This is a genomic window from Mesonia ostreae, assembly GCF_031845265.1.
In the GTDB taxonomy this organism is placed as follows: Bacteria; Bacteroidota; Bacteroidia; order Flavobacteriales; family Flavobacteriaceae; genus Mesonia; species Mesonia ostreae.
In genome coordinates this window covers 66574-79839 of sequence record NZ_JAVRBG010000002.1, presented here as the reverse complement: position 1 = coordinate 79839, position 13266 = coordinate 66574, and the positions used below count along the sequence as shown (strand labels likewise).

The window sequence follows — 13266 nt, the reverse complement described above, 5'->3', positions numbered from 1 at the left end:
TTATAACTTAATATCTTTTGCGTCTACACCAAAGTAGAGCTCTAAAACCTTTAATTTAAAAATATAATCGTATTTATTTCTGATAAGTTGACTTTGTGAATTTGACAATCTAAATTTTGACTGACTAAAATCAAAAGCATTTGTTAGTCCAACATCATAGCGTTCTTTTGCATAATCGTAAGCCAGCTCTTGCGATTCTACAGCAACTTCTGCTGCTTGATAAGCTTCTGCCGCTCCTTGAGCATCTACATAAGCTTGATACACATTCGATTCTAAATCTAGTTTTGCTTGCTCTAATTGATATTCTGCTCTCTGAATATTTATTTTATTTCGTTGAACGGAATTTCTTGTAGAAAAACCATTTAAAATAGGAACATTTAATTGAAGTCCGTAACTAATACCATCATTGAGATATAATTGTTCAAAAAATGGTAGAGGTGGTAATGTGGATAGAGCAAAATTTGGAGCTACAACCGCCTCTCCTGTAGATTCAACTTGACCGATAACTTGAGAAGGTGAATTGGGATCTATTCCACCCTGTCCAAAACGATTTGCTCCGGACTCTCTTGTATTGTAATTAAAAAATCCACTTAAGCTTGGTAAATACCCACTTTTAGCAATCTGAACATCTTTCTCTGCCAATTCTACATTAGATTCAGCAATTTTAATTTCTGATCTTTCTTTTCTTGCATTTTCAATAATTTGCTGTGGTGACTTTTGTAAAATTTCATTAACTGGAACACCATAGGTTTCATCTACTACATCAAAACTTTCGTAATCATCTATTAACAATGTTTGTGCAAGACTAATTAACGACAATCTTACCGCATTTTCCGCAATAATTATCTGTTGATTTTCATCTGCATTAGTAGCTTTAATTTCCAACAAATCACCTTGTGGTAAAACTCCCGCATCTACTAAGTCTTGTGTTCTTGTAAATTGCTCTTGTGTTACTTGGTTTTGTTCTTTTAAAACTTTTGCAGTTTCTTTATTAACTAACACTTCTAAATAGGCATTCGCCACAAAAAGTGTTATATCATCCTCCATTTTTTCTAGAGAATACATACTAGCCATTCTAGACAATTTTGCTCTCTGTAATTGTCTCAAATTACTCAATCCGTTAAAAATATTCACCCCTACCGTAACCCCCGCAGATAAATTCCTTGTAGTTTGATTTTGTAAAACCCCTGTAGTTACATTCTGGGTTAAACCTGTATTCCAAGAATTAGAAACATTTGCATTTATGGACGGTAAATAGTTACCAATAGCATCTTTTTTATCTATTTCTGAGATTTCAAGATCTAATTGAGACTGACGGATAGAAATATTATTTTCTAGAGCGTGCTTAACACACTCTTTTAACGTCCATTTTTTTTCTTGCGCTTGAAAAGTAAATGTCAAGAAAAAAAGAATAATAAAGCTAGATATTGATTTCATAAAAAGGTTTCTATGTATATATGTAGATTTCATTATAGTTTTGTTACAATTAAATTTAGTCTTTTTGACCAAAGTTCTCTGCAGGTTTCACCTGATTCCAAACTTTAATCTCATCATTTTCATTTATACCCTCTAAAACTTGAATGTAAATTCCGTCACTCAAGCCAAGCTTCACCTCTTGTCGTTTAAACTCCTGCTCTCCTGTTTTTAGCTCCACAAATGGCTCTTTAGTATCAGAATCAAACTGAACCAAAGACTCTTTTATCGCTAAAACATTTTCAACTTTATCTAAAATAATAGAAGCATTCGCACTTAACCCTGAACGAATAAAAGTACTATCTTGATTTTTTAAAGTTCCTTCAATTTCAAATTGAATAGCTCCATTTTCATCTAATCCTTTGGGTGCGATATAATCTAAAACCGCATCAAAAGTTTTATTTTCTATGGCACCAATTGTAATTTCTAACGGCAAGTTTTCTTTGATTTTCCCTACTTCAGATTCATCTACTTTTCCTTCAAAAATCATCTTATCTACATTCGCCAAGGTAGCAATGGTGGTTCCTTCATTAAAATTATTAGCTTCAATTACTTGGTTTCCCGTTTTAACAGGTACTTCTAAAACCATTCCCGTAATGGTAGAACGTATTTGAGTGTTGGCAGCGTTACCTACGCCACTTGTGGTTCCTGTTTTAATAATCTCAAAAGTTTGTCGCGCCGCATTATAGGTTTGTTGAGATTGACGGTAATTTGCCTCCACTTGATCAAAATCATTGGCAGAAATAACTCCTTTATCAAACAACTCTTTTTGACGATCGTAACTTTTCTTATCATTATCCATTGCTATCTTTGCTGTTGAAATCTGATTTTTTGCACTGGCTAAGTTAGAAACATTAGGCACCACTCGTAACTGAGCAATTAAGTCTCCTTCTTTAATATTGTCTCCTGCTTCAATATAGATTTTGTCTATAATTCCAGAAATATTGGGTTTGATAAGCACCTCATCTTTAGGCACAATACTTCCGGTGGCAACCGTTTCTTTTACAATCGTCTGCTTGGATGGCTTTTCGGTTTCATAGACCACAGGACTTTCTTGATTCTTCTGATACAAATAGTATAAGGAACCAAAAAATAGTACACCTATAACGATTAAAACAATGATGGTTAGTACTCTTTTCATTTTTATAGATTGATTTTAAATATTCTTATTCTGTTCTTAATGCGTCTACTGGTTTTATTCTGATGGCATTTTGGGCTGGAATTAAACCTGCCAATAAGCCCGAAATCACTAAGATTACCAAGGCGATAATCACCGTAACTAAATCTACACTTGGATTGAGAAACATCATTTCTGAAGTATCTTGTGAAGCAAGCACATAATTTACCAACCAAAGCACGCCAGTAGCCAAAATAATTCCTGCCATACCCGAAATGATTGTTAAGAAAACGGACTCTAATAATATCTGTCCACGTATATTCCAAGGAGTTGCTCCTAAAGCTCTTCGAACGCCAATTTCACTAGTTCTTTCTTTTACTACGATCAACATAATATTAGAAATCCCAATTACGCCAGAGAGCAATACTAAAATCCCTACAAAATAGGCTACAAAATTTAAGGCGGTAAACAAACCGCTTATTTTGTTGTATTCTTCAAATAAATCGAAGTTTCCAACGGCCCGTTCGTCCTCTGGGTGTATGCTATGATTTTTCTTGATCACGTCAAAAACTCCACTTTTAAGTGAGGTGATGGAATGATTGTCGTCTGCTGTAATTGCCATCCATCCTACCAAATCTCCCATATTAAAGGCTTGGGAAAAAGCGGTAAAAGGCACATAAATTTCTTTTTGATCTTCTTCAGAATTTCCTCCGCCAGTACTTTTCTTTTTATAGGTTCCTATTACTTGAAAGTTAACTCCGTTGATTTTGATATAACTTCCTAACACCGCCTCTTCCTTATCATACATATTAGTTCTTACTCCTTCACCAATAACCGCAACTTTTCGTTTTTCGTGTATATCATTATAGTTTATAAATCTACCCGCCGTAATGTCTAAAGGTTGTTGATTGATAATTTCGGGATAATCACCGTACACATTAAAAGCCCCAGATTTTAGTCCGCGTACCACATTATTAGATCCTCCAAAACCTCCCAGTTGATTTCTAGGAGAAACATATTGAAGCCCTGGCACATTATCTTTAATCGCTTGAACATCTTTGGTTTTAAAGCTATATCTTCTACCCTTGGGTAAACCCTTGTAGGGTTTAGATACCGTTTGCGTCCACATAAACATGCTATTGGTCGCCATACCTCCAAAACCTTGTTTTACTCCGTTTTCTAAACCTTTTCCTGCTGCCAACAAAATAACTAAAATAAAGATTCCCCATAGCACACCAAAGGCTGTAAGTATGGTTCTAAACCAATTGGAGGTTAGGGATTCTATAATTTCGTTCCATTTATCTCTACTAAACATACTATTCGTCTCTTAAGGCTATAATGGGTTTAATTCTGGCTGCTCGCCAAGCGGGAAAAAATCCGGCGATAGCCCCAGCAAAAATCAGTATGACTACCGTAGTTATGGCGATATTAAAATTAACCGAAGGATTGGTGATAAATTCCGTTTCTACCATAGGTCCAACAAATTCTAACAACACTAAACCTAAAAATAGACCTAAAAATCCTGCGATGGCGGTTACGAAAATTGACTCGTGTAAAATCATGGTTACAATAGATAACGGTTGTGCACCTAAAGCTTTACGGATTCCTATTTCTTTCGTACGTTCTTTCACGATTATGAGCATAATGTTACTTACCCCAATTACCCCAGCCAAGATTGTTGCAATCCCTACAAACCAAAAGAACATTTTTATCATGGACATGAGTTCATAAAAACGTTTCGCATTCTCTAAAGAGTTATTTACAGAAATAGCGCTATCATCCTCTGGCGCTACATCATGAGCTTTTTTAAGTTTATCCTTTAATTTTTCAGAAAACTGAACCGAGGCCGCGGTAGCTTTATCAAAGTTATCCTCCATAGGTAAGCTAAAAGATAAGTTACTTACTTTGTTTTGAGCACCAAACACTTTTTGCGCTGTGGTAATAGCCACAAATACTCTAGACTCTTCTCGCTCTCCTCCAGGATCTGTAAATACCCCCACTACTTTAAAATTGACTCCAGAGATTTTAACGTATTTTCCCAGCGCTTCTTCATTTTTAAACAAATCATCGTTTACTTTTTTACCAATCACTATGCTCTTAGTGGTATGATCCACATCTAACATATTAATGTGACGGCCTTTGAGCATCGTCTGATTTTCTAGAAATTGATAATCGGGATAAATTCCTTCTACTCGATAACTCCCAGACTCTTTTTTATAATTTACCATTCCGCCCCAAATACGATAGACAGAAGACTTATGTTCTAATTCATTTTCATGTGCTTTTACAATTTGATCGTAATCTTTATTGCGAAGCTGAATTTCTCTTCCAGGGTTCATCCCTTTGTACTCTACGGATGTAACCCCCGTCCAAACATAAATCATATTGGCGGCATCCTCTTGAAACTGACTTGAAATCCCGTTTTGCATTCCCTGGCTAACACCTAATAGAATAACTAAAATAAAAATTCCAGAAAGTACAGATAAGCCCGTAAGAAATGTCCTTAGCTTATTTTTGCTAATGGTTTCAAAAATCTCTTCCCAACGTGCTAGATTAAACATTATCTTTAGCTCTTACTTGCTTTACCATAGAATCATCTATAATCACACCGTCTTTAAGATTGACGATTCGCTTGGTCATATGCGCAATATCATCTTCGTGTGTTACTACTAAAATTGTCTTTCCTTCATCGTTAATCCCCTGAATCAAATCCATCACTTCGTAGGAAGTTTTAGTATCTAAAGCGCCTGTTGGCTCATCGGCTAGTAGAACTTTAGGATCACTCGCCAAGGCTCTTGCTATGGCGACACGTTGTTTTTGTCCTCCTGAAAGCTCGTTTGGTAAGTGTTTTGCCCACGGTGCTAATCCTACTTTTTCTAAGTAAGCCATAGATCTATCTAGACGCTCACCTCTGCTTACACCTTGATAATATAACGGCATCGCCACATTATCTAAAGCGGTTTTATAATTTATAAGGTTGAAGGATTGAAATATAAAACCAAGAAATTTGTTTCTATATTGAGCAGCAATTTTTTCGTTAAGGTTTTTTATAGGCACATTATCTAGATGATAAGAACCTGCATCTGCTTCATCTAACATGCCTAAAATATTAAGCAAAGTAGATTTCCCAGAGCCAGAGGAACCCATTATAGAAACCAATTCTCCTTCTTTTACACTAAAATTGATGCCTTTAAGTACATGCAAAGAAGTAGCTCCTGTTTTATACGATTTATGCAGGTCTTTTATGTCTATCATAGGATTATTTTTTCTTCCGCGAAAGCGCAGTAGTTAACCATAAGACTAAGAAAAACAGGATTCGTTACAAGAGATGTACTAGATAATCAGTAAATTTAACATTTAGGTAGAAGACTTATTTGATCTCATTAGTCTATAAATAGCGACTCCTACTCCAGCCACAAGAATGTAAGGAAAAACCATTAGGTATACAATTCCATCATTAATAGCTTCTGCTGCACCGCCATCTACATCACTTTCTAATACTGCTCTACACATAGAACATTGCGCGTAAGCCACATTAAAAATTAGCGAAATCGTTACAATCAGTAAAAAAGAAATTGTTTTTTTCATCATCAACATTTAATAATAAGGCAACATAAATAAATACACCAAAACCCCAGTTACCGAAACATACAACCAAATAGGAAATGTCCAGCGTGCGATTCTCCTATGTTTTACATATTCTTTTGTTAGGCCACGATACATTGTAAATAAAACTAAGGGAACAATAACTATAGAAAGCACAATATGCGTAATTAGCACAAACAAATAAATAGGTTTTAAAAAACCTTCGCCAGCATAAGGAACTGGTGCGTTACTTAATTTAGAGATTACATAACTTCCTAAAAATATGCAAGATAAAAAGAACGCCGTAATCATTACGTTACGGTGTAATTTCTTCTCTCCTTTACGGATGAGAATGTAGCCCACTAATAAAAGAAATGCGGTTGCGCCGTTAAGCATCGCGTGAAAAAATGGATACGTTCCCATATCCAACCCAAAAATATCATACCGCGCTGGCATGTTCATAAGAACAAGAACAACTAATGGAATGATCACAGATAAAATAATAATAACTGGCACCACAATTCTATCTGTCTTCTTTAATGCACCCATGGTATTTTATAATAAGTTTTTAATGTCCTCTTTAAGCATTTCTATATTTTTTTTATCCAAACCATTGTAAAAAGCAATTGGATTGCCAAAATCATCATATCTAGAGCGTATGACTCCTTCTTGATCTACCAAAGCAAAATAACCTGAATGCTCAAAATTACCATCCATTTCTTTATTTTCTGCTACGTAGAGGTTAAAACCTGTATTAGCCAACTCAAAAATAGCTTCTCGCTCTCCCGTTAACATATTCCAATTGGGAATTGCAACGCCGTATTCTTCGGCGTAAGCTTTAAGCACCTTTGGCGTATCATGCTCAGGATAAATGCTAAAGGATGCTATTCCAAAGTTAGGATTGCCATAAAATTCATTTTGAATTTTAACCATATTTTCATTCATCTTAGGGCAGATCGTAGGACAGGTTGTGAAAAAAAACTCAACTACGTATACCTTTCCTCTATAATCTTCATTTGTTATGGTCTCTCCATCCTGATTGGTAAAAGAAAACTTAGGTACCTCTCCTATTTCAGCCATATCTGGCGTAGTAAATTTAGCTATAATTTTTGGCACTGCCCAAATTCCAAAAATAAGAATCACTAAGGAAATGCCTACGTAAGAATAGTTTTTCATAGCCTATTTATTATACTTTTTCAAAGCCAATCTATATTCTGCAAGTATCACTTTTACATCATCATCCATCACATTATTCAGTTCGCCCACAGAACTGGTATTGTAACCATAATTTTCAATTTTAGAATGATCATCTTCTCCCTTTCTACCTCTTAAACTGCCATTCTTATCGATTATAAAAGCGTGGGTATTGGCTAAATCTTCGTTTAAGCTTAAATTGGTCTCCAAGCTATGAAACAATTCTTGGATCGCTTCCGCGGAAGCAAAACCAAAATTCCATTTCACAATATCTGTAGTTATAGATAATTCTGCTAAAAGATCCTTTGCTGCTTGCTGTTGACCATCTTTTGCGATAGCAACAAATTGAAAATCATTAAAGTTATAATTTTTATCGTAAATCTTTTCATTGAGATTAAACGCATTACCCTCCATTACATTGATATTATCTCCATAAAACATAAGAATGGTGATTTTGTCTTTAAACTGAAGTGGTTTTCCGTTAAAAGAAGAAAAAGAGTTTAAATTCTTTACTTGCGGAGTAATGGTTGGAAGCTTAGCAAAATTATTAACTCCAGAAGCGAAGAAAAGATAGGCTAAAATTGGAAGTGCAAAAAGCACAAAGAGAATTGTAAATTTTTTCATTTTTGGCGTATTGCTTTAGATCTTAAAAAATAAAAGACGGCTTTAATAACCGTCTTTTATTTTATTATAACTTTTAGAAGTCCCAAGTCATCTGCCCATTTTGATAGACTTCATATACGTAGTCTCCTTCGGTTAATAAGATAAAGAGGAGGTAGGAAATTAAAAATACTCCCGTCCAAACTACAGCTCTTCTTAAGCCTTTACTCTCATGCTCCATATGCATAAAAGCCCAAGTAATTAAATATGCTTTATACAAGGTTAAGACAATGAAAATCCAGTTTAATAAAGACATATAAATAAAAGTTGTCTTCACTAAAAAATCTGGTTTTAGAATTCCTAAAACTACTTCTACTATAGTAACCGCCGATAATATTGCAAAAACTAACCAAATTCTTTTTGCAGCAGAACCGTCGTCTTGATGCGTTGCTTCGTGTGCCATTTTTTTATTCTTTATTTTATTAAACTAGGTAGAAGAATGTAAATACAAATACCCAAACTAAATCTACAAAGTGCCAGTAAAGTCCAACTTTTTCTACCATTTCATAACTACCTCTTCTTTCGTAAGTTCCAAGAATCACATTAAAAAATATAATGATATTTAATAAAACTCCAATACTTACGTGAAACCCGTGGAAACCTGTAATGAAGAAAAAGAAATCTGCAAATAATGGCGGACCATATTCGTTATGCGTTAGGTTTGCTCCTTCTACAACATTTACAGCTCTATCATTCATATAGACTAGAGATTTTTCTCTAGACAGAACTACTTTTGCTCCATTTTCATCATTCTCCAAGGTTCTAACTAAAATATTATTCTTGGCTTTAAAACCTTCCTTTATCTCGTTAATGGAATATGTAGTTAAGTTTTTTTCATCTGTAGTATACCAAAGACCGTTTTTACGCTCATGAGAAACCCTATCTTCATCTAAATCTACAGCTATATCTTTTAAAGCTACGCGCTCGCCGTCTGTATTTACAAATTGTAGAATTTGTCCTCCTGAAGTTTCTACTGCTCCATAAGTACCTTTTATAAAGTTCTTCCACTCCCAGGCTTGGGAACCTAAGAATATCACTCCTCCAATAACGGTAAGAAACATATAAATGGTTACTTTCCCTTTCTTCATATGGTGGCCAGCATCTACTGCCAGTACCATAGTTACAGAGGAGAAAATTAAGATAAAGGTCATCAAGGCCACATAATACATGGGAGCATCTACTCCGTGTAAAAAGGGAAAGTGATTAAAAACCTCGTCGGCGATTGGCCAAGAATCTAAAAACTTAAATCTAGAAAAACCGTAAGCCGCTAAAAAGCCGGAAAATGTTAATGCATCAGAAGTGATAAAAAACCACATCATCAACTTTCCATAACTTGATTTTAAAGGAGATTTTGAGCCTCCGCCCCAAGTCTTACCTTCGGTTCCTGTTCTTGCAACAGTAGCTTCCATAAAGAGAAATTAATGTTAAAATATTTAGCAAAAATAGTTAATTTTCTTATCTAAAGAAATATAAAAATAAAAACAGATATATCCACAGGACATCTATGAAGTGCCAAAATGTTGCACCCAGTTCTATACCAAGCATTTGACCGCTTTTATACCGCTGTTTAGAATTATTATAAATTACCACTAACAATACAATGACACCTGCAAATATATGCGCTAGGTGAGCAAGCACTACCAAATAAATAAATGAAGTGGTTATAGTGCTAGCGCTTCCTGTAAAATAGTATCCGTTTTGTAAAATTTGATTAAAACCTTCAAACTGAAGGTAAATAAATCCCAAGCCTAAAGCTAAAGTAATCCACAACAAACCAGATGCCTTCATAGTAGCATTTTTTCTAATAGACTTCTTGGCTAAATGAAAAGTGATACTACTTATCAAAATAAGTGCGGTACTATAAATAAAAACATTAGGCAGCTCAAAGTCTTTGAGCCAGTCTGGTCTATTTTTACTTACTACGTAAGCACTCGTTAAGCCGGCAAACATCATTCCCATGCTAATGATCCCAAACCAAAGCATCATCTTTTTTGATCTTGCAATCTTTTCTTTTTCCGTTCCTTGGGTTAAATCCATATTCGTATATATTTATCTAATACATAAATGATTTGTAATACCGTAATGTATGAAACACTAGCAAACATTAATTTTTTTGCTGAAATTTCATCTCGATTTTGAAATAATTTGTAGGCATAGTAAAGCATTCCTAATCCTAAAATTAATATCAACACTCCTGAAACTGGAGTTAAATAAAGTCTTCCTGTGACACCAAAAATGGGGATTAAAGATACCGCAATGGTCCAAATCGTGTATAATATGATTTGAATGGCTGTACCCTTATCTCTTTTTCCTGTTGGAAGCATAAAAAAACCGCCTCGCTTATAGTCGTCATACAACCACCATCCCAATGCCCAAAAGTGAGGAAATTGCCAAAAAAACTGTATCATAAATAAGGTTCCTGCTTCAATACTAAAACTTCCTGTTGCAGCCACCCATCCTAACATAAAAGGAATAGCTCCCGGAAACGCTCCAACAAAGACAGAAAGTGGAGTTCTAGTCTTTAATGGCGTATAAACACTTACATAAAGAAAAATGGATATCGCGCCAAACATCGACGTTATAGGATTGATATAATATAAGATAGCCAAACCTAATCCTGCCAATGTAGAACCAATAAATAACGCTTTATTCACAGACATTCTTCCAGATGGAATAGGTCTGTTTTTGGTTCTATTCATCAATACATCCAAATCTCTTTCAATGATTTGATTGAATGCATTAGAAGCTCCCACCATCATATATCCTCCTATCGCTAACAATAAAACCTCAACAAAGTCGATAATTTCAGCACCCAAAAAGTATCCTGCTACCGAAGAAAAGACTACACTTACTGCTAAGCGCATCTTCGTGATTTCTTTGAAATCTGAAACAAGATCTATCGTCTGATTATTTGTGATGGTCTTACTCAAAAAAACAGGTTGTTTTGGAGTGCAAAGATACTGTTTAAAACCCTTCTAACAAGTCCCTTTTATTGTTAAATGTTTTTAAGCGGCAATTGTGAAATAACCTAAAAGTCATAATACCAATTAAACAAGTCTGTCCTTAATCCAAAATTCAACCAAGTGCTGTTTTCGACGAGATTAAGCTCTGTATCTTTTATGGTAGGCGAAAGATTTCGCTGTATAATACTGGCATACACTTTCAAATTTGTTGCAGGGTTCACCAAGTAACCTAGCTCAAATTCCCCATAGGTAAAATCAACTTTATTTCCTTGATAGATTTCATTCCCTAAATCTGTCTCCCGATCATATTCTGTACCATAGATATCCCCTCCATAATAAGGATCTTTATCGTTAGTTAATTCGTAACCTTTTGCACCAAACATAAATTTAGCCTGCCCATACCATCTTTTTAAGCGATATCTAGCAATAAAAATAGCTTCGCTAAAGTTAGCACCTCTAATATGCGCCATAGATTGATTGTTATGCCCATAATTTAAAGTCACCGAATTGTGAGAATAAGTATAAGGCCTCACTCTATTATATTCCATTTGCAGATATAAATTATCTACGTTAAAGGCATTAAAATATTTTAAACCCAGTTGATAACCAATTTTGTTTTTATAGCTGTTATCTCCTCCAATGATATCTTTAGAAGAAAACTCATCAATCATCAATTGCCCATAAGTGTTTAGTTGATTAGAGATTTTGTATTTGTAAGCTAAGCCAATAAGCGCATTCCCTCCACGAGAACCCGTAGAAAACTCGATTGCACGATAAAAGATGATGGGGTTAAGGTAATTTATATCAAATCCGCGGTCATTGTCATTTTCCCATAAAACAGATTCAAACAAACCAATATTAAGACGCTTGGTAATATTATAACTTAAATAATGCGTTGCCATATATTTGGTTCTAAAAGATCCACTTTCAGTCACTTCTGGGCGTATATCTCGTAAAGACATCCAAGTATTGGTGTATTTTAGTTTCCAAAAGCTAGTACTCACCTTAAAATACGGATACGGACTAGCGACATCACTCATTAACAAGCTACGGTAACCATCTCCTATGAAGTTTTTGCCGTGACCAAACTGAAAGTTAAATGTTGTATTAGGCGAATAAGAAATATACCCCTCGGCGGTAGGATAATCGTAAGAATCTTCTTTAAAACTTTTTGCAATTCCTCTTCCTGGAATTACAGCTGGATTTCCTCCATCTGGCTTAATAGATTCTGCATAGTTATTAAAATAACCCGCAAACCTACCTTGACTTTCATAGACTGCAGCATAAAAATTAAGGTTTTTACCAATTCCTCCTTGAATAACTGCTGCCCTCGTATTATTATAGGTGTTTTTAAAATCGGCATCAAAATCTTTTCCTACTTGCAAATCGGCTGCTACATCTGCATTAAACCAATAATCTTTCCCTTGCAATCTAATGAGGCGTTCATTAAAAAATTTACGAAACAACCATGAGTCGCCCTTCAACTTTAAGGAATCATTCTGGGCTTTAAAGTCATAATATTTATTTACCGTTCCATATAAAAATGGTTTTACACTCGTGTGCGCATTAGTCCCTACTCTGTTTAATTCAAAATCAAACCGACTGTAAACTTCGTGAGAAAAAGGAATATTAATATTGCTTTCAAATTCCCTGTACTCATACTTTTCATATTCCGCCTCCAAATCTTCATATTCCGAAGACTCTACCGTATCTGCTCGCTTCTTTGTGTTCTTAACTTCGTTTTGGGCTATAGCATTATTGGGATCTATGTTGATTTTATTTTCACCCGAAAATGGCACATAAATAGGATATCTAAACTGAATATATGCAGGTTTACCGTTATAAGTTGCCGGCTTCACTACAGGAAGTTCTTCAAAAACGCGTTGCATTTCTGTTTTCAATTCTTCACTAATCGCATCAATGTAAAGAACTTTAAACATGCCTTCTTTGGTCACTTCAAACAAAACGGTCACATTACCCGCAAAATTTTCTTTTGCCAAACTCTCTGGCATTTCAAACTTAGATTTTATAAAAGTATTTAAGCTTAATTTAAAGCAGCTCTCCTGCTGCCTTACGGCAACCTCTTCACATTCTTCAAATAATGGATACTGCTCCACATCGGAAATTAAAATTTGCGCTTTCGCGGAATTACATACAATAAGGCTTATAAAAAGAACAAATAAGATACGCATAATATTGGTCATAAATTTGGCCGAAATATACGCAAAAGTATTTTTAAAACGCTAAAACATATAGCATACCGTTTTGAAATCT

The 13266-nt window shown here is 34.9% G+C and carries 14 protein-coding genes; all 14 read right to left on the bottom strand.

Going from position 1 to position 13266, the window contains the following annotated elements:
* The 14 genes from RLT85_RS02355 to remB all read right to left on the bottom strand — a co-directional run bounded on the left by RLT85_RS02355 (position 1) and on the right by remB (position 13196).
* Positions 1-1437, bottom strand: coding sequence for a TolC family protein (locus RLT85_RS02355; protein ID WP_311400446.1), 1437 nt, complete (start codon positions 1435-1437; stop codon positions 1-3).
* Positions 1438-1492: 55 nt separating this feature from the next.
* Entirely contained in the window at positions 1493-2614 is a 1122-nt protein-coding gene (locus RLT85_RS02350; protein WP_311400445.1) for an efflux RND transporter periplasmic adaptor subunit, read from the bottom strand.
* 25 nt (positions 2615-2639) lie between these two features.
* The gene (locus RLT85_RS02345) at positions 2640-3905 is read right to left on the bottom strand and encodes an ABC transporter permease (RefSeq protein WP_311400444.1); all 1266 of its coding nucleotides are present in this window, start codon (positions 3903-3905) and stop codon (positions 2640-2642) included.
* A gap of 1 nt (position 3906) precedes the next feature.
* Entirely contained in the window at positions 3907-5151 is a 1245-nt protein-coding gene (locus RLT85_RS02340) for an ABC transporter permease (RefSeq protein WP_311400443.1), read from the bottom strand.
* The gene (locus tag RLT85_RS02335; protein WP_311400442.1) at positions 5144-5845 is read right to left on the bottom strand and encodes an ABC transporter ATP-binding protein; all 702 of its coding nucleotides are present in this window, start codon (positions 5843-5845) and stop codon (positions 5144-5146) included. Before RLT85_RS02335 ends, RLT85_RS02340 begins: the two co-directional genes overlap by 8 nt.
* A gap of 102 nt (positions 5846-5947) precedes the next feature.
* Positions 5948-6178, bottom strand: a complete 231-nt coding sequence (locus RLT85_RS02330) for a CAMCR motif-containing small membrane protein (protein ID WP_311400441.1) — start codon at positions 6176-6178, stop codon at positions 5948-5950.
* A 9-nt stretch (positions 6179-6187) separates the two neighbouring features.
* A complete protein-coding gene (locus RLT85_RS02325; protein ID WP_311400440.1) occupies positions 6188-6724 on the bottom strand; it encodes a DUF420 domain-containing protein in 537 nt (178 codons plus the stop codon).
* Between the two features lie 6 nt (positions 6725-6730).
* Positions 6731-7351, bottom strand: coding sequence for an SCO family protein (locus RLT85_RS02320; protein WP_311400439.1), 621 nt, complete (start codon positions 7349-7351; stop codon positions 6731-6733).
* A 3-nt stretch (positions 7352-7354) separates the two neighbouring features.
* Positions 7355-7993, bottom strand: coding sequence for a TlpA family protein disulfide reductase (locus RLT85_RS02315; protein ID WP_311400438.1), 639 nt, complete (start codon positions 7991-7993; stop codon positions 7355-7357).
* 73 nt (positions 7994-8066) lie between these two features.
* A complete protein-coding gene (locus RLT85_RS02310; protein WP_311400437.1) occupies positions 8067-8432 on the bottom strand; it encodes a cytochrome C oxidase subunit IV family protein in 366 nt (121 codons plus the stop codon).
* Between the two features lie 19 nt (positions 8433-8451).
* Positions 8452-9438: a cytochrome c oxidase subunit 3 gene (locus RLT85_RS02305; protein ID WP_311400436.1), complete on the bottom strand. Its 987-nt coding sequence runs from the start codon at positions 9436-9438 to the stop codon at positions 8452-8454.
* Positions 9439-9484: 46 nt separating this feature from the next.
* Entirely contained in the window at positions 9485-10066 is a 582-nt protein-coding gene (locus tag RLT85_RS02300) for a cytochrome c oxidase subunit 3 (protein WP_311400435.1), read from the bottom strand.
* The gene (gene cyoE / locus RLT85_RS02295) at positions 10057-10959 is read right to left on the bottom strand and encodes a heme o synthase (RefSeq protein WP_311400434.1); all 903 of its coding nucleotides are present in this window, start codon (positions 10957-10959) and stop codon (positions 10057-10059) included. The genes RLT85_RS02300 and cyoE overlap by 10 nt, the downstream gene beginning before the upstream one ends.
* Before the next feature lie 98 nt (positions 10960-11057).
* On the bottom strand, positions 11058-13196 hold the full coding sequence (remB, locus tag RLT85_RS02290; RefSeq protein WP_311400433.1) for a gliding motility outer membrane protein RemB: 2139 nt from the start codon (positions 13194-13196) through the stop codon (positions 11058-11060).
* Positions 13197-13266: the final 70 nt, after the last annotated feature.